12 protein-coding genes are annotated in these 17,912 nt (G+C 70.1%); 6 read left to right on the top strand and 6 right to left on the bottom strand.

The annotated features are described in order from the left end of the window. Positions 1-11: 11 nt before the first annotated feature. Entirely contained in the window at positions 12-638 is a 627-nt protein-coding gene (locus ACWD5F_RS27735) for a TetR/AcrR family transcriptional regulator (RefSeq protein ID WP_401727145.1), read from the bottom strand. A gap of 286 nt (positions 639-924) precedes the next feature. Between ACWD5F_RS27735 and ACWD5F_RS27730 the strand changes: the two genes are divergently transcribed. Next, positions 925-1,842, top strand: a complete 918-nt coding sequence (locus ACWD5F_RS27730; protein WP_401727147.1) for an ABC transporter permease — start codon at positions 925-927, stop codon at positions 1,840-1,842. Positions 1,843-1,888: 46 nt separating this feature from the next. Then, complete coding sequence (locus ACWD5F_RS27725; RefSeq protein WP_451258902.1) at positions 1,889-2,734, top strand: ABC transporter ATP-binding protein; 846 nt, start codon at positions 1,889-1,891, stop codon at positions 2,732-2,734. Between the two features lie 93 nt (positions 2,735-2,827). Here the strand turns inward: ACWD5F_RS27725 and ACWD5F_RS27720 are convergent, their stop codons facing one another. Next, positions 2,828-7,783, bottom strand: coding sequence for an NAD-glutamate dehydrogenase (locus ACWD5F_RS27720; protein ID WP_451258328.1), 4,956 nt, complete (start codon positions 7,781-7,783; stop codon positions 2,828-2,830). 580 nt (positions 7,784-8,363) lie between these two features. Here ACWD5F_RS27720 and ACWD5F_RS27715 point away from each other — a divergent pair. Then, the gene (locus ACWD5F_RS27715; protein ID WP_124000368.1) at positions 8,364-8,930 is read left to right on the top strand and encodes a DJ-1/PfpI family protein; all 567 of its coding nucleotides are present in this window, start codon (positions 8,364-8,366) and stop codon (positions 8,928-8,930) included. A 295-nt stretch (positions 8,931-9,225) separates the two neighbouring features. Here ACWD5F_RS27715 and ACWD5F_RS27710 read toward each other — a convergent pair whose 3' ends face one another. Together ACWD5F_RS27710 and ACWD5F_RS27705 are read right to left on the bottom strand one after the other, a co-directional pair. Further along, a complete protein-coding gene (locus ACWD5F_RS27710; RefSeq protein ID WP_401727152.1) occupies positions 9,226-9,891 on the bottom strand; it encodes an HAD family hydrolase in 666 nt (221 codons plus the stop codon). An 85-nt stretch (positions 9,892-9,976) separates the two neighbouring features. Next, positions 9,977-10,492, bottom strand: a complete 516-nt coding sequence (locus tag ACWD5F_RS27705; protein WP_401727153.1) for a DUF6912 family protein — start codon at positions 10,490-10,492, stop codon at positions 9,977-9,979. 363 nt (positions 10,493-10,855) lie between these two features. Between ACWD5F_RS27705 and ACWD5F_RS27700 the strand changes: the two genes are divergently transcribed. Beyond that, positions 10,856-11,746 (top strand): Rv3235 family protein, encoded by an 891-nt coding sequence (locus tag ACWD5F_RS27700; RefSeq protein WP_451258325.1) that lies wholly within the window; start codon positions 10,856-10,858, stop codon positions 11,744-11,746. A 198-nt stretch (positions 11,747-11,944) separates the two neighbouring features. On the opposite strand, the gene secA is transcribed toward ACWD5F_RS27700, so the two are convergent. Further along, complete coding sequence (gene secA / locus ACWD5F_RS27695; RefSeq protein WP_451258323.1) at positions 11,945-14,788, bottom strand: preprotein translocase subunit SecA; 2,844 nt, start codon at positions 14,786-14,788, stop codon at positions 11,945-11,947. A 279-nt stretch (positions 14,789-15,067) separates the two neighbouring features. Here secA and ACWD5F_RS27690 point away from each other — a divergent pair, with 279 nt between their 5' ends. Both ACWD5F_RS27690 and ACWD5F_RS27685 read left to right on the top strand, forming a co-directional pair. Further along, a complete protein-coding gene (locus tag ACWD5F_RS27690; protein WP_401727157.1) occupies positions 15,068-15,643 on the top strand; it encodes a GNAT family N-acetyltransferase in 576 nt (191 codons plus the stop codon). Between the two features lie 102 nt (positions 15,644-15,745). Further along, positions 15,746-16,957: a winged helix-turn-helix domain-containing protein gene (locus ACWD5F_RS27685; protein WP_451258321.1), complete on the top strand. Its 1,212-nt coding sequence runs from the start codon at positions 15,746-15,748 to the stop codon at positions 16,955-16,957. Positions 16,958-17,002: 45 nt separating this feature from the next. Here ACWD5F_RS27685 and ACWD5F_RS27680 read toward each other — a convergent pair whose 3' ends face one another. Further along, on the bottom strand, positions 17,003-17,749 hold the full coding sequence (locus tag ACWD5F_RS27680; protein ID WP_124000374.1) for a response regulator transcription factor: 747 nt from the start codon (positions 17,747-17,749) through the stop codon (positions 17,003-17,005). Between the last annotated feature and the right edge of the window lie 163 nt (positions 17,750-17,912).

The following is a 17,912-nucleotide window of genomic DNA, read 5'->3' as shown; positions in this document are numbered from 1 at the left end:
CCGCAGCCTACTCACAGCGCCTTGATCGCCGCCGCGGTGGCCCGCGCCAGCGCGCCCAGGTACCCCTTGGGCAGCTTCGGGCTGCGGATGACCACCGAACGCCAGTACAGGGGCCCGGAGATCAGGTCGAGGGCCAGGTCCCGGTCGAGGTCGCCGCTGATCTCACCACGCTCGGCCGCCGCCACCACGATCTTGCTGGCGACACCGTCCTGCCCCTCGCGCAGCGCCTTCTGCATGGCCTCGGCGATCTCGGGGCTGCGGGCCGCCTCGGCCTGGAGGTCCGGGATGATCTGCGAGGCGATGGGGTGGCGCAACGCGCGCGAGGTGAACTCGTACAGCAGCCGCAGGTCGCCCTCCAGGGAGCCCGTGTCGGGCACCGGCAGGCCCTGCACCGCGAGCGCCGAGACGACGTCGAGCACCAGGTGCAGCTTGGACCGCCAGCGGCGGTAGACCGCGGTCTTGCCGACGCCCGCGCGCCGCGCGATCCCCTCGATCGACATCCGCGCGTAGCCGACGGCCGCGAGCTCCTCGAAGACGGCGGCCCGAATGGCTTCCGTCACATCCGGACGGAGCACGGCCGCTCCGGCGGGGGTGCGGCGGCGCGGACGGGTTTGGGGCTCGTCGGCGTTCGTCGTCATACGGCCCAGCATAGGGCGTTGCGACGATACGGTCCCGTCCCCACGCAGCGCGTCACGACGGAACGGTTCCGTCCCGGCGACGAAACGGTCTCGTCCTGGCGAAGGACGTGACGACGAAACGGTTGCGTTCCGACGCCGGTTCGGCCTACGCTCACGTTGCGACGATACGGTCCCGTCCCGACGTAAGAGAACGTGAAGAGAAGCGTAAGGAAACGCCGGGTGACGGACCGGCCGGCCGGCGGGCCGGTTCGCCCGCACCCCCACCCCCCGAACGAAAGCAGCGGATGTGAGCCAGGTACTCCACACACCGCCCCCGACGGCGGCTGCGGCCGACGACGATCTCGCGGCGCTCGCCGCGCGACACGGCCTCACGGTCAGCGGCGCCCGTCCCTCCCTGCCCGAGTACGTCCGTGAGCTGTGGGCCCGGCGTCACTTCATCACCGCCTTCTCCACCGCCAAACTCACGTCCCAGTACAGCCAGGCGAAGCTCGGCCAGGTCTGGCAGGTCATGACCCCGCTGCTCAACGCGGCGGTGTACTACTTCATCTTCGGCGTGCTGCTCGACACCAAGCGGAGCGTGCCGGACTACATCCCGTTCCTGGTTACGGGAGTGTTCATCTGGACGTTCACGCAGAGCTCGATCCTGACCGGCACCCGCGCCATCTCCGGCAACCTCGGCCTGGTCCGCGCCCTGCACTTCCCGCGGGCCGCGCTGCCGATCTCCTTCTGCCTCCAGCAGCTCCAGCAGCTGCTGTTCTCGATGTGCGCCCTGGTCGTGATCCTGCTCTGCTTCGGGATCCCGGTCTCCTTCTCCTGGTTCCTGGCGATCCCCACCCTGGTGCTGCAGTTCACCTTCAACACCGGCATCGCGATGATCATGGCCCGACTGGGCTCCAAGACCCCCGACATCGCCCAGCTGATGCCGTTCGTGCTGCGCACCTGGATGTACATCTCCGGTGTCATGTGGAGCATCGACAAGCTGACCAAGCAGCACGACGACCTGCCCAGCTGGGTGGCTCCGGCGCTCAAGGCCAACCCGCCCGCCGTGTACATCGACCTGATGCGCTACTCCCTCATCGACAGCTTCCACGCGAGCCAGCTGCCGCCGCACGTGTGGGCGCTCGCGGTGGGCTGGGCCCTGCTCGCCGGGGTCTGTGGCTTCATCTACTTCTGGAAGGCCGAGGAGACCTACGGCCGTGGCTGAGTACACCGAAGAGACCGCAGAGTTCGCAGACGGGATCACCGACCGCATGACCGAGCAGCCCACCCGCAGCGACATCCCCACCGTCGTCGCCGACAGCGTCGACATCGTCTACCGGGTCAACGGCACCACCGGCGGACGCGGTTCCGCGACCGCCGCCCTCAACCGCATGCTGCGCCGCAAGCAGGCCGACCAGGCATCCGGCGTCCGCAAGGTGCACGCCGTACGGAACGTCTCCTTCGTCGCGTACAAGGGCGAGGCCATCGGCCTGATCGGCACCAACGGCTCCGGCAAGTCGACCCTGCTGAAGGCCGTCGCGGGCCTGCTGCCGGTGGAGAACGGCCGGATCTACACCGACGGCCAGCCCTCCCTCCTCGGCGTCAACGCGGCCCTGATGAGCGACCTGACCGGCGAGCGCAATGTCTACCTCGGCGGCCTCGCCATGGGCATGTCCCGCGAGCAGATCAAGGAGCGCTACGCCGACATCGTCGAGTTCTCCGGTATCAACGAGAAGGGCGACTTCATCACCCTGCCGATGCGGACGTACTCCTCCGGCATGGGCGCCCGGCTGCGCTTCTCCATCGCCGCCGCCAAGGACCACGACGTGCTGCTCATCGACGAGGCCCTCGCCACCGGCGACGCGGCCTTCCGCAAGCGCTCCGAGCAGCGCATCCGCGAGCTGCGCAAGCACGCGGGCACGGTGTTCCTGGTCAGCCACAACAACAAGACGATCCGCGACACCTGCGACCGCGTGCTGTGGCTGGAGCGCGGTGTGCTGCGCATGGACGGCCCGACGGAGGACGTCCTCGCGGAGTACGAGGCCTTCACCGGCGACAAGAGCGACAAGGCGAAGCCCAAGGCCAAGCCGAAGCCCGCGGCGGCTGTGACGGCCTGACGCACCTGGACCACTCGGCCGACCTGGCACCCGGCACGCAGAAGGAGCCCCGGACCGCTCGACGCGGTCCGGGGCTCCTTCTGTTCCTCCTGGCTACGTGTGCGCCCGCAGCAGCGTCCGCATCGTCCGCATCGCCACCGACAGGTTGGCGAGGTCGAACGCCTCCGAGCCCTGGATCTCGTCCAGCGTCGTGCGGGCCCGGCCGAGGATCGGCGCGTTCTTCGCTTCCCAGGCCTTGAAGCGCTGCTCGGGAGTCGAGGTGCCGTTGCCGACCGCCAGGACGTCCGCGGTCAGCGCCGAGTGCGCCGCGTAGAGGTCCTCGCGGATGGAGGCGCGGGCCATGGACTGCCAGCGGTCCTCGCGGGGCAGCTCGATGATGCGGTCCATGAGCTGGGTGATGTGGAGGCGGTCGGCGAGGTCGTAGTAGACCTCGGCGACGTCCATCGGCTCCTTGCCCATGCGGTCGGCCACCGAGACGATGTCGAGCGCCGGGAAGGCCGAGGAGAACCCGGCCACGCGCGTGGCCAGTTCGTCCGGGACCCCGGCGCCGGTCAGCTCGTCGTGGATCCGCTGCCACCACTCCTGGTCCGCGCCGCGCAGCAGCTTCGGCAGCTGCTGCCACACCAGCTCGACCCGCTCGGCGAAGAACTCCACCGTCTCGGCGAGCTCCAGCGGCTGGCGCCGGTTGTTGAGCAGCCAGCGCGTGCCGCGCTCGACGAGCCGGCGCGAGTGCAGCCGGATCCTGGTCTGGACGGCGGCCTCGACCTTGTTGTCCAGGGCCTCGACCGCGTCCCACACCGGCGCCGAGCTGAAGATCCGGCGCGCCACGGTCTGGGCCCGGACGATCTCCTCGAGCGACGCCCCGGTCTCCTCGCGCAGCCGGTGCAGATACGTCGTACCGCCCGTGTTGACCGTGTCGTTGACCAGCACGGTCGTCACGATCTCGCGGCGCAGCGGGTGCTTGTCCATGTACTCCGGGTACGCCTCGCGCAGCGCCGTCGGGAAGTACGCGTCCAGCAGACTGCGCAGGTAGGGGTCGTCCGGCAGCGTGGTCTGCAGCAGCTCGTCGGCGACCGTGATCTTCGTGTACGCCATCAGCACGGCCGTCTCCGGGCTGGTCAGCCCTTGGCCCTGGGTGAGGCGTTCGCGGATCTGGCGGTCGGTCGGCAGGAACTCCAGGGCCCGGTCGAGGTGGCCCTCGCGCACCAGGTGGCGGATGAACCGCTGCTGGGCGTGGAGCATGTCCTTGGACTGGGCGAGCGCGTTGGCGATCGCGGTGTTCTGCGCGTAGTTGTTGCGCAGGACGAGATGGCCGACCTCGTCGGTCATCTGGGCGAGCAGCTTGTTGCGCTGCTTGACGGTCATGTCGCCGTCGGTGACCAGGCCGTTGAGCAGGATCTTGATGTTCACCTCGTGGTCGGAGGTGTCCACGCCCGCGCTGTTGTCGATCGCGTCCGTGTTGATCTTGCCGCCGGCCAGCGCGAACTCGATCCGGCCGAGCTGGGTCAGGCCCAGGTTGCCGCCCTCGCCGACGACCTTGACGCGCAGTTCGGCGCCGTCGACGCGGATCGGGTCGTTGGCCTTGTCGCCGACGTCCGCGTGGGTCTCGGTGGACGCCTTCACATACGTACCGATGCCGCCGTTCCAGAGCAGGTCCACCGGCGCCTTGAGGATGGCCTTCATCAGGTCGGCCGGGGTCATCTTGGCGACCTTGTCCTCGATGCCGAGGGCCTCGCGGATGTGGGCGTTGACCGGGATGGACTTCGCGGTACGGGGGAAGACGCCGCCGCCGGTGGAGATGAGGGCGGTGTCGTAGTCGGCCCAGCTGGAGCGGGGCAGGTCGAAGACGCGGCGGCGCTCGGCGTAGGAGGGGGCCGCCTGCGGGTTCGGGTCGATGAAGATGTGCCGGTGGTCGAAGGCGGCGACCAGGCGGATGTGCTCGGACAGCAGCATGCCGTTGCCGAACACGTCACCGGACATGTCACCGATGCCGACGACCGTGAAGTCCTCGCTCTGGGTGTCGACGTCCAGCTCCCGGAAGTGCCGCTTCACGGACTCCCAGGCGCCGCGGGCGGTGATGCCCATGCCCTTGTGGTCGTAACCGGCCGAGCCGCCGGAGGCGAAGGCGTCGCCGAGCCAGAAGTTGTACGTCTCCGCGACCCCGTTGGCGATGTCCGAGAACGTCGCCGTGCCCTTGTCGGCGGCGACCACGAGGTAGGTGTCGTCCTCGTCGTGCCGTACGACGTCGGCCGGGGGCACGACCTCGCCGGCCACCATGTTGTCGGTGATGTCGAGCAGGGCCGAGATGAACGTCTTGTAGCTGGAGATGCCCTCCGCGAGCCACGCGTCCCGGTCCACACTCGGGTCCGGCAGCTGCTTGGCGACGAAGCCGCCCTTGGCGCCGACCGGCACGATGACGGTGTTCTTCACCATCTGCGCCTTGACCAGGCCGAGGATCTCGGTGCGGAAGTCCTCCTTGCGGTCCGACCAGCGCAGACCGCCGCGCGCGACCTTGCCGAAGCGCAGGTGCACGCCCTCCACCTGCGGCGAGTACACCCAGATCTCGTACGCCGGGCGCGGCGCGGGCAGATCGGGGATCGCCTGCGGGTCGAACTTCATGGACACGTACGCGTGCGGCTTGCCGCCCGCCGCCTCCTGGAAGAAGTTCGTCCGCAGCGTCGCCTTGATGACCGTCAGGAAGGACCGCAGGATGCGGTCCTCGTCGAGGGAGGCCACCTGGTCGAGGGCCGCGTCGACCTCTTCGAGGAGGGCGTCGACGATCTCGTGGCCCGCACGCTGGCGGTCCGGCGACATCCGCGCCTCGAACAGGGAGACCAGCAGCCGGGTGGTGTGGACGTTGCTGCGGAGGGTGTCCTCCATGTAGTCCTGGCTGAAGGTGGAGCCCGCCTGGCGCAGGTACTTGGCGTACGCCCGCAGCACCATGGCCTGGCGCCAGGTCAACCCGGCGCTCAGCACCAGGGAGTTGAAGCCGTCGTTCTCCGCCTTGCCGGTCCAGGTGGCGGCGAAGGCCTCCTGGATGCGCTCGCGGCCGTCGTCACCGAGGTAGTCCCCGTTGCCGTTCTGCGCCTTGGGCATGCGCAGGCCGAAGTCGTAGATCCAGGCGATGCTGCGGTCCGAGCAGCGCAGCTCGTAGGGCCGCTCGTCCATCACCTCGACGCCGAGCCGGTTGAGCACCGGCAGCACCGCGGAGAGGGTGATCGAGGCGCCCTTGCGGTAGATCTTGAACCGGCGCTCCTCGGGGGCGGCGCCCACCGGCTCGTACAGGCTGAGCGCGAAGTCCTTGCCGCCCTCGGAGTCGCTGTCGCTGAGCTGTTCCAGGTGGACCAGGTCGGCGACCGCGGCGCGCGGGGAGTGGTCGGCCTTGTAGCCCTCGGGGAAGGCGCTGCCGTACTTGCGCAGCAGCTCGGCGGCCTTCTCCTCGCCGCACTCCGCGTTGAGCGCCTCCCCGAACGCGTCCGCCCAGGAGCGGGCGGCCTCGACCAGGCGGGCCTCGATGCGGTCCTTGTCCGCTTCGGACAGCTGCGGCAGCTCGGTGCCCTGCGGGACCCGGACCACGAAGTGCAGCCGGGACAGGATCGACTCGGTGTTCCAGGCCGTGAAGTCGACGCTGGTGCCGCCCAGTTGCTCCTTGAGGATGTCGATGATCCGCAGCCGGACGCCGGTGGTGTAGCGGTCGCGCGGGAGGTAGACGAGGGCCGAGTAGTAGCGGCCGTACTCGTCCTGGCGCAGGTAGAGACGCAGCCGCCGGCGCTCCTGGAGGTAGAGCACCGAGGTGACGATGGACTGCAGCTCGTCGACCGGGGTCTGGAAGAGCTCGTCGCGCGGGTAGGTCTCCATGATCTGGAGCAGGTCGCGCCCGTCATGGCTGTTGGGCGAGAAGCCGGCCCGGTCCAGGACCTCTTCGACCTTGCGACGGATGACCGGAACCCGGCGTACCGATTCGGTGTACGCGGCGGACGAGAACAGTCCGAGGAACCGGCGCTCCCCGATCACGTTGCCGTCCGCGTCGAACTTCTTGACGCCGATGTAGTCCAGGTACGACGGCCGGTGCACGGTGGAGCGGCTGTTGGCCTTCGTCAGCACCAGGAGCTTGTGCTCGCGGGCCTTGGCGCGTGCGTCGGCCGGCAGCCGCTCGAAGGACGGGCTGACCGGGTGGCTCTCGTCACCGGCGTGCTGCGGGTCGGAGCGCAGGATGCCGAGGCCCGTGCCGGGCACGGCGGCCAGCGAGTCGTCGTCGCGCAGCTGGTACTCGCGGTAGCCCAGGAAGGTGAAGTGGTCGGCGGCCAGCCAGCGCAGCAGCTCGCGGGCCTCCTCGACGTCCTGTGCGCGCAGGTCGGAGGCGACCGGCTCCTTGGGCAGTTCCTCGGCCATGCGCAGGGCCGCGTCCCGCATCTTGTCCCAGTCCTCGACGGCCTCCCGGGCGTCGGACAGGACCCGCAGCAGGTCGGCGGTGATCTGCTTGAGGTCGTCGCGGTCGGTCTCGCGGTCGATCTCGACGTGGATCCAGGACTCGATGTGCGCGTCGTGCGGCAGCTCGCCGGCCGACTGCGTGGTGAGCACCTCGATGAGCTTGCCGGTCACGTCACGGCGGACGACGACCTGCGGGTGGATCACGACGTGGATGCCGCGGCCCTGCCGGGTCAGCTCGTTCGTCACGGAGTCCACGAGGAAGGGCATGTCGTCGGTGACGACCTCGACGACGGAGTGGCTGCACGTCCAGCCGTTCTCCTCGACCGTCGGGGTGTGCACCCGCACGTTGGCCGTGCCCTGCGGACGGTTCTCGGCCAACCGGTAGTGCGAAAGCGCGGCTCCGAAGACGTCGACCGGCTCGCGGTCGCCCAGGTCCTCCGGGGCCGTGTGCAGGTAGTAGCGCTGGAGGAACGCGAGTACGGATTCGCTGTCCGGGGTGTCCGGATCGCCCTCGTCCGCCGTCCCGGTCGGTAGGTTCCCCCCGACCGGGCTGTTCTCAGCTACCCGAGCGGCCCTCTCCAGCAGCTCGGCCTTGGCTTCGTCCAGCTTGGTCTGCATTGTCCTCTGGCTCCTGTCGCGCGCCGTTGCGTGACGTAGAAGGAAGTACGGGGTCTTCCCCTGCGGCTCGACGCCACGGCCCGGGTTCTCCGGTCCGTTCCGACGCTATGCCGCGAGGTGAGACGAGCGGGGGGTTATCAGCCAATGTCGGCGCCCCTGCGGGGTGTGACGCTGCTCTCGGCGGCGCCTCTTCCCGGGGGGTGCGCGGCGCCTCGGGGGCGCTCACGCCTCCGTCCCGCCCGCGCGGACCAGCGACCGCCGCCCGGACACGGATGTGGTCCGTGTTCACCGGGCGCAGGGCAGGGGCAACAGTGCCCCCGCGAGCTATCGCGCTGATCACGCCACCAAGGCTATCGCTCCTTGCGGGGGCCCCGTCATGAGCCGTATGTGTACAAAACCAGGGGTGGAACTTTGACGTTCTGCACAGGAGCGAAGTACGCGCCGAGGGCGTATTCCGCGCGACCGCGGACAGTGCGGACACGGCGACCGTCTTCGGCGGAACTCCCCCATGCGCTCCCTCCCTCCTCCGTTCGGCGCACGCCCCCTTGGCAAGCGCGCCCGACGGGGGCACGTTGCCGACATGACAGCCAAAATCCTGATCGTCACCGGCGACGCGGCGGAGTCCCTGGAGGTCCTCTACCCCTACCAGCGGCTCCGCGAAGAGGGCTACGAGGTCCACATCGCGGCCCCCACTCGCAAGCAGCTCCGGTTCGTCGTCCACGACTTCGAACCCGGCTTCGACACGTACACCGAGAAGCCCGGCTACACCTGGCCCGCCGACCTGGCCTTCGCCGATGTCGACCCCGGCCAGTACGTCGCCCTCGTCATCCCCGGTGGCCGTGCCCCCGAGTACCTGCGCAACGACCCCGAGCTGCGCAAGATCCTCAAGTCCTTCTTCGACGCGGACAAACCGGTCGCCCAGATCTGCCACGGCCCCCTGCTCACCGCGGCGATCGACAGCCTTCGCGGCCGCCGGGTCACGGCGTACCCCGCCCTCGAGCCCGACATGCAGGCCGCCGGAGCCACCTTCCAGGACACCGAGGCGGTCGTCGACGGCACCCTGGTCTCCTCCCGAGCCTGGCCGGACCACCCGGCGTGGATGCGGGAGTTCCTGACGGTGCTGAGGGCGAAGGCACCGGTGACCTAGGCGGTCGGCCGGGGCGGAGTTGGGTCGGCGGGGGCGGGGTGGGGTTGGGTTGGGTCGGCGGGGCCGGGGGGACTGGTCGGCGAGCCGGGGTGACTGATCGGCGGGGCCGGTCGGCGAAGCTGGCGCATCCGATCGGCGGACCGGCGTGACCGGTCGGCGAGGCCCGGTGCTACCAGGCGGCGGGGCGCGGTGTCCTCGCGGACGTCGCGCCCCGACGGGCCGACGCCGCCGCGGGCCCGAGTCGCCCGCACCGCTCGACGTGCCGTCGGTTTCACACCGCTCCACCCCCGGAGGGCTACGCCGCTATGCGTTCCGCCTCCGCGACCGCTTCCGCCAGGGTGTCCACCACCGGTACGCCCACCGCCTCCAGGCTGGCCCGGCCGTGCGAACCGCCGGTGTAGAGCACGGCTCTCGCACCGACGTGCAGCGCGGCCACGGCGTCGTCGGCGGCGTCCCCGATCACCACCGTGCGGGCCGGCTCCACCAGTTCCAGTGCGCCGAGGTGGCGGACCATGTGCTCGGCCTTGCTGCCGCCGGACGGCCCGATCCGGCCTTCGACGCGCAGGAAGTGCGGCTCGATGCCGAATCCCCGGACCAGCGGGACCAGTTCGTCGTGCCCGTACATGCTCAGGAGCGACTGGCTGCGCCCCGCCGACCGCCAGCCGGCGAGCAACTCCACCGCGCCGTCGGTGAGCCCGCACCCCACCCGGTGCTCGGTGTAGTACCGGTGGAAGGTCTCGTCCATGACCTCCCACTCGGCGTCGGTCGGCAGCCGCCCGAGCAGCCGCTCGTAGAACTTCGGCACCGGCACGCAGTACAGCGCCCGATACCGCTCCATCGTGATCGGCTCAAGGCCCAGCTCGGCGAAGGCCGCGTTCGTCGCACCGATGATCGCGTCGTTGTCGTGGAACAACGTCCCGTTCCAGTCCCACACGATGTGGGCCCCTGTCTGCGTCCCCATGCCAAAAACGTACCCGCCGCCACTGACAATCAAGAGGCCGGCCGTGGCCGAGGCCTCAGTCCCCGGGCCGGCCGGCGTCGGGGCCTCAGCTCCCGAGCCCCACCAGGTTCGGGATCTCCTGCGTCGCGAACCACAGCAGCTCGTGGTCCTCGGCCCCGTCCACCACGAACTGCGCGTCGTCGTCCCCGCCGTCCGCCGCACCCACGGCGTCGGCCGCGGCGGCCACGTCCGTCTCCGCGTCGTCGGCGTCCACGTGCACGGCGGCCGCCTTGGCCAGCGCCACGGTCCCGGCGACCCGCACCTCGCCCAGCGCCGCCGGATCGAGCCCGCGGTCCGGGTCGGCGACCGCGGCACCGTCCGGCACGTCGAGGGCGACGACGACCCGGCGCCGTACCGCCGCGGGGTCCGCCGCCAGCTGCCGCAGGGAGGCCAGCGCGGCCCGGTTCAGCGCCGCGTACTCCAGTTCCTCGATGTCGTCCGAGAGGTACCACTCGCGCAACGCGGGGGTGACGGCGTAGGCGAGGAACGGTCCGGTCGCCAACTCGCCCGTCTTGTACGCCTCGGCGAGACCGGAGAGGGTCAGGGGGACGTACACGCGCATGGCCGGCTGCTTTCGGTCGGTGGGTTCCGCAGGGGTCCCGGGGAGGGCTGAGCCGCGCCTCCCGGAGGGCCTTCAGGATACGTGCGGGACGCGCGCCGGACTCGGTTGGAGTCCCCTTTCGAGTCCCCACCCGCACCTTGAAGGGCGTCCACCCCCGTCCTCGGAACTCACCCGGGGCACCCCGGAGAACACGGGGTTTCCCGCCCCCTCGATCACTCGGATAAGTGAACATCCCGGCCACCCCGACCCGGGCCGGCGCTTCCTTGCCCCGGCCGCCTCCGTCGCCGTACAAGAGCCCCACCGCAAAAGTTACCGCCCGGTATGCATCGGGCCGAGCGAACGGGGACTCCCATGCACAAGGTCATGACCAGGGCGCAGCACCGCACGGCCGGCCGTCCGCCGGCCCGCCGCGACCCGAGCCGCCCGGGCGGCACCCCACCCCGTACGCCGGGTGGCACAGCGCCTCTCACGGCCCCGGACGGCGACCGCCCGCCGGGCTCCCGCGCAGGCACCCTCTCCCCGCGCACAAGGCCCACGGACGGCCGCCCGGCGTCGGGCCCGGGCCGGAGCACCACGAGCGCCCCGGGCACCGTCAGGCGGCCGCAGGGCACGGCCACACCGACCCAGGGCGCCATCGCTCCGGGCCCGGCGACGCCCTCGCGGGACATCACGAGGGTGCCCGCGCCGCGCACGGCCAACAGCCCCACCACAGGCACCGCCACCGGCCCCACCGCACGCACCGCCACCGGCCTCACCACGCACACCGCCCCCGGCACCGCGCCCTCCGCGCGCACCCCCGCCCACGCCCCACCCGGTACCGTCCCGGCCCCGGTCACCGCGGGCGGTGTCACCGGTCCCGCGAGCCGGACGACCGTCCCCGCCCAGGCCCGGCGCCGGCCGCCCGCCCCGCAGCCCCGTCCCACCGACGTCTTCGCCGACCGGCTCCTGGCGGTGCTGAGCGGTCAGCGCCCGGTGCACTGGATGCTCCGGCACACCGCGGGCCGCGCCTACGACGAACTGGCCCTGCTCGCCGACCGCACGCCCCTGCGCACGCGTGGCGCCCGACCCGTCGTCCGCGACATCGGCTACTTCGTCCCGCGCGAGGGCGCCATCGAGGCCTTCGCCCGGATCGGCGCCGGCGACCAACTGCGGGCCATGGCCTTCCGCCTGGAACAGGGCGTCGACCTGCGCTGGCGCTGCACGGCGGTGGAGATGGGCGGCCCACGCCCGACGCACCTCACGGACGACGACTGACCCCCGGACCAGAGGCTGCTGCCCGGCCACCCGGCCCAGAGGCTCCTTGCCCGCCCACTCGGCCCAGAGGCGCCTCGCCCCGCCACCCGGCCCCGACGCCGTGCGTGCCCCACCGCACGCCGAAGGGCCGGGCACCCTGGGGTGACCCGGCCCTTCCCGCGTCACGGCGCTCCGGGCGCCGTCACTTGCTGCTCGTGGCTACTTCTTGCGGCGACCGCGGCTGCGGGACTGCTTGCGGCGCTCCGCGCGCGTGAGGCCGTCGGCCTCGGAGCGCACCGGCTCGTCGTCACCGGCGAAGTCGCCCTCGATGGTGCCGCCTTCGCCGTCCACGGTCGGGGCGGAGAAGTGCAGGTTCCGGCGCGCGGGAGCGTCCAGGCCCTTGGCGCGGATCTCCGGACGGCCGGTCGCCTGGGCCGGCACCGCGTCCTGCTTGGCCATGTCGACCGGCGCCGCGTCCTCGACCGGGACCTCCTCGACCTGCTGCTCGACCTGGACCTCCAGGTTGAACAGGTAGCCGACGGACTCCTCCTTGATGCCCTCCATCATGGCGGTGAACATGTCGAAGCCCTCGCGCTGGTACTCGACCAGCGGGTCCTTCTGGGCCATCGCGCGCAGGCCGATGCCCTCCTGGAGGTAGTCCATCTCGTAGAGGTGCTCGCGCCACTTGCGGTCCAGGACCGACAGCACGACCCGGCGCTCCAGCTCACGCATGATCTCGGAGCCGAGCTGGGTCTCGCGGCCCTCGTACTGCTCGTGGATGTCGTCCTTGATGGACTCGGAGATGAACTCGGCGGTCAGGCCGGCCCGGTCGCCCGCCGCCTCCTCCAGCTCCTCGACGGTGATCTTCACCGGGTAGAGCTGCTTGAAGGCGCCCCACAGCCGGTCGAGGTCCCAGTCCTCCGGGAAGCCCTCGGCGGTCTCCGCGCCGATGTACGCGTCGATCGTGTCGTCCATGAAGTGCACGACCTGCTCCTGGAGGTCCTCGCCCTCCAGGACGCGGCGGCGCTCGCCGTAGATGACCTCGCGCTGGCGGTTGAGGACCTCGTCGTACTTGAGGACGTTCTTGCGGGTCTCGAAGTTCTGCTGCTCGACCTGCGACTGGGCGGACGCGATCGCGCGCGTGACCATCTTGTTCTCGATCGGGACGTCGTCCGGCACGTTCGCCATCGACATCACGCGCTCGACCATCTGGGCCTTGAACAGGCGCATCAGGTCGTCGCCGAGGGAGAGGTAGAAGCGGGACTCGCCCGGGTCGCCCTGACGGCCGGAACGACCGCGCAGCTGGTTGTCGATACGCCGCGACTCGTGCCGCTCGGTACCGAGGACGTAGAGCCCACCGAGGTCCTTGACCTCCTCGAACTCCGCCTTGACCGCCTCTACGGCGTTCTCCAGAGCGGCGGGCAGGGCGTGGGCCCACTCCTCGATGTGCTCCTCGGGGTCGAGCCCGCGCTGACGCAGCGCCGCCTCGGCGAGGTCGTCGGGGTTGCCGCCGAGCTTGATGTCCGTGCCACGGCCGGCCATGTTGGTGGCGACCGTCACGGCACCCTTGCGGCCGGCCTGGGCGATGATCGGCGCCTCACGGTCGTGCTGCTTGGCGTTCAGCACCTCGTGCTGGATGCCGCGCTTGGAGAGCTGCTGCGAGAGGTACTCGGACTTCTCGACCGACGTCGTACCGACGAGGATCGGCTGGCCCTTCTCGTGCTTCTCCGCGATGTCGTCGACGACCGCCTCGAACTTGGCGACCTCGGTGCGGTAGATCAGGTCGGACTGGTCCTTGCGGACCATCGGCCGGTTCGTCGGGATCGGGACCACGCCGAGCTTGTAGATCTGGTGGAACTCGGCGGCCTCGGTCATCGCCGTACCGGTCATGCCGGACAGGCCGGACTGCTCCTTGCCCGCCTGGTCGTGACGCTTGTAGAGGCGGAAGAAGTTCTGGAGGGTGATCGTGGCGAGGGTCTGGTTCTCGTCCTTGATGTCCACCCCTTCCTTCGCCTCGATCGCCTGGTGCATGCCCTCGTTGTAGCGGCGGCCGGCGAGGATACGGCCGGTGTGCTCGTCGACGATCATGACCTCGCCGTCGAGGACGACGTAGTCCTTGTCCTTCTTGAAGAGCTCCTTGGCCTTGATGGCGTTGTTCAGGTAGCCCACCAGCGGGGTGTTCACCGACTCGTAGAGGTTGTCGATGCCCAGCCAGTCCTCGACCTTGGCGACCCCGGACTCGTGGATCGCGCAGGTGCGCTTCTTCTCGTCGACGTCGTAGTCGCCGCTCTCCTCCTCGCCCTTGAGGGGGTTGCCCGCCTCGCCGCGCTTGAGGCGCGTGACCAGCTTGGCGAAGTCGCCGTACCACTTGGTGGCCTGGTCGGCCGGGCCGGAGATGATCAGCGGCGTACGGGCCTCGTCGACCAGGATGGAGTCGACCTCGTCGACGATGGCGAAGTTGTGGCCGCGCTGGACGAGCTCGTCCTGGGCCCACGCCATGTTGTCGCGCAGGTAGTCGAAGCCGAACTCGTTGTTCGTGCCGTAGGTGATGTCGCACGCGTACTGCTCGCGACGCTGGGCCGGCGTCATGTTGGCGAGGATGCAACCGACTTCCAGGCCCAGGAACTTGTGGACGCGGCCCATCATCTCGGAGTCGCGCTCGGCCAGGTAGTCGTTGACCGTGATCAGGTGAACGCCCTTGCCGGACAGCGCGTTCAGATACGCGGGCAAGGTGCCGACCAGGGTCTTGCCCTCGCCGGTCTTCATCTCGGCCACGTAGCCGAGGTGGAGGGCGGCGCCGCCCATCATCTGCACGTCGTAGTGCCGCTGGCCCAGGACGCGCTTGGCGGCCTCGCGCACGGTGGCGAACGCTTCGGGAAGCAGGTCGTCCAGACTCTCACCATCGGCGTACCGCTGCTTGTACTCATCGGTGAGGGCCCGCAGCTCGGCGTCGGAGAGGTCGATGAAGTCCTCTTCGATGGAGTTGACCTGGTCCGCGATGCGGTGCAGCTTGCGCAGGATCTTGCCTTCGCCTGCACGCATGATCTTCGAGAGGACGGACACGGGGGTTGGTCTCCTTGCCGGTCGGGCCTGGCAGAGTCGGTTTCCTTGGACTTACTGAGCAACGGCCATCGTATGCGAGGACACCACCAAGCCGGGAGGCCTGTCGCGACGACGACCTCCACCGCTTCGCGCGCTGCTTCAAATCTTCTTCAAAGGGAACAACGGCCGGGCCCCGCCGATGGTGCCGCGCCCCGCCGACGAATTGCGCGAATTGTGATCACCCGCTCACGGAGCGCTAAAAGATGGCGCTCTCACGGGCGTTCCGAGCAGAATCGGCCGATGGAACCCGTGACGCTCACGACGGCCCGCCTGCTTCTGCGCACGGTCGGTCCGCAGGACACCGACGCCGTGTACGCGGCCGCCCAGGACCCGGACATTCAGCGCTGGACCACGATTCCGTCGCCCTATCTGCCCGAGCACGCGCGGAGTTTCACGGAACAACTGGTCCCGGACGGCTGGGCGAACGCCTCCATGTTCACGTTCGGCGTCTTCCTTCCCGAACCCGAAGGCGACCTGGCGGGCATGCTGAGCCTCTCGATGCGCTCCCTGGGGGTGGCCGAGGTCGGCTTCTGGGGCGCCAAGGAGCACCGCGGCCACGGCTACACCACCGAGGCCGCCCTCGCCGCCTCCCACTGGGCATTCACCCAGATGTCGATCGACCGCGTCGAATGGCGCGCGGAGGTGGGCAACACGGGCTCCCGCGCGGTGGCGGAGCGAGCGGGCTTCGTCGTCGAGGGCACGCTGCGCTCCTCGATCAACAACAAGGGAGTACGACGGGACTGTTGGGTGGGTTCCCTGCTGCCGTCGGATCTGGGACTGCCGTCGACGGCGCCGTATCTGCCGGCTCCCGCGTAGGGCCGGTGCGTCGGTCGGGGCCGGCGCTTTCGTCATGACCGGCGCAGCGGCAAACCCGCAGCTCACGTTGCGTTGTCAGTGCCGCCCTCTATCGTGCGGACCATGACGACCCCGCGTCCTTTCACCGACCTCTCGGCAGACGAGGCCCGCCGTATCGCGCTGCGCGCTCAGGGTTTCCTGGGCACCCCCGACCGCAGGGCGGGCGTCCGGGGCGTCCTCCGCCATCTCGGCGCGGTCCAGCTGGACACGATCTCGGTCCTGGCCCGCTCCCACGAACTCATCCCGTACGCCCGCCTCGGCGCGGTGGGCCGCAGGACGGTCGAGGACGCCTACTGGCAGACGGCGACCCCCGGCACCGCCCCGGCCCGGCCGCACGCCTTCGAGTACTGGTCGCACGCCGCGTGCATCCTCCCCGTCGAGGAGTGGCCGCACTTCGCCTTCCGCCGCCGCGCCTACCGCGCCCGCCCGCACTGGAACCACGACCTCCCCGACGGCACCTACGACCAGGTCGTCAAGCAGCTCCGCGCCGAAGGTCCCCTCACGGCCACGGAGTTGGGCGGTGCCAAGCGCACCAGCGAGTGGTGGGACTGGTCGGGTTCGAAGGTCGCCGTGGAGCGCGCGCTGATGTACGGCGAGGTGGTGTGCGTGGAGCGCCGCGGCTGGAAGCGGGTCTACGACCTCGCCGAGCGCGCGATCCCCGACGAGCTGCTGCACGACGACCTGGACGACGCCGAGTGCGTACGCCGCCTGGTAGCCCTCGCGGGCCAGTCCTTGGGCGTCGGCACGCGCGCGGACATCGCCGACTACCACCGTCTCAAGGGCGAGCAGGTCGACGCGGTGATTGCCGACTCGGGCCTGGTGCCCGTCACGGTCGAGGGCTGGGCCAAGCCGGCCTGGGCCGACCCCGCGGCCCTGGAGACACCTCCGCGCGGCCGTCACCGCACCACGCTGCTGTCCCCGTTCGACTCCCTGATCTGGGAACGGGCGCGCACGGAGCGGATCTTCGGCTTCACCCACCGCCTGGAGGCCTACGTCCCCAAGCCGAAGCGCATCCACGGCTACTTCGCGATGCCGGTCCTCGCCGGAGGCCGCCTCGTCGGCCGGGTGGACCCGGGCCGCGAGGGCCAGACCCTGATCGCCAGGCAGGTCACCCTGGACGGCGCGAAAGCGGTCCCGAAGGTGGCGGAGGCGCTGGTCGAGGCGGCGAGCTGGGTGGACTGCACGAACGTACGCGTGGAGCGGGTGGACGCGCCGGAGCTGCGCGAGCCTCTCATCAAGGAGGTGACCCGCGCGCTGACCGCCGCGCTGCGCTGACCGAGTTCACGCGATGCGCCGCCGGAGGTCCTGTACCGACCGGCGTCAGCGGATCTCGAGAATCTTCTCCCGCATCGCGTAGACCACGGCCTCCATCCTGGAGTGCAGCTGCAGCTTCTCCAGGATGTTGCGCACATGGTTCTTCACGGTGTTCTCGGAGATGAACAACTCCTTGGCGATATCGCGGTTGTTCATCCCCGTGGCGACGAGTTTGAGCACCTCGAGTTCGCGGTCGGTCAATCGCGGCGCCGGCACCAGCCGACGCTCGTCGGTGCGCTGGATCATCGACTTGAACTCGGTGAGCAGTTTCGACGCCATGGACGGACTGATCTGCGACTGTCCGTCGGCCACCGCGCGAATGGCGGTGGCCACCTCGTCCGTGGAGATCTCCTTGAGGAGATATCCGGTCGCGCCCGCCTTGATCGCGTCGTAGAGGTCGGCTTCCTCGTCGCTGATCGTCAGCATGATGATCTTCGCGCTGGGGGCCACCTCCTTGATGGAGGTGCAGGCCTCGATACCGCCGCGCTTGGGCATCCGCACGTCCATCAGGATGATGTCCGGCAGCAGGTCGGCGGCCTTGTCGACGGCTTCCGCACCGTCCCCGGCCTCGCCCACGACCTGGATGTCCTCCTCGGCCGCGAGCACGATCTCCAGGCCACGACGGAAGAGGGCGTGGTCGTCCACGACCAGGACCCTGATCGGCTCCTTGCGTGGTGTGCCCGCGTCCGGGCCCATGGCGACGGTGCCGCCGTCGGCATCTCCGTCATGCATCGGTCCGAAGCTGTCCGCCATCGTTCCTCCCCCTGAAGGCTGTGGCCTGTGGTGCTGTGCCATCGCCAACCCAAGGCAACGGCCCACCGGTTGAGCCGCTGTGGCCATGATTCCATGCCTGGATGACAACGCGGTGACCGCGCGAGGCGCGAACTGGTCGCACACCGGTGCCCCTGGGGGCGCA

It is taken from the genome of Streptomyces sp. NPDC002499 (genome assembly GCF_053595415.1).
This window is presented reverse-complemented; position numbering and strand designations above follow the sequence as displayed.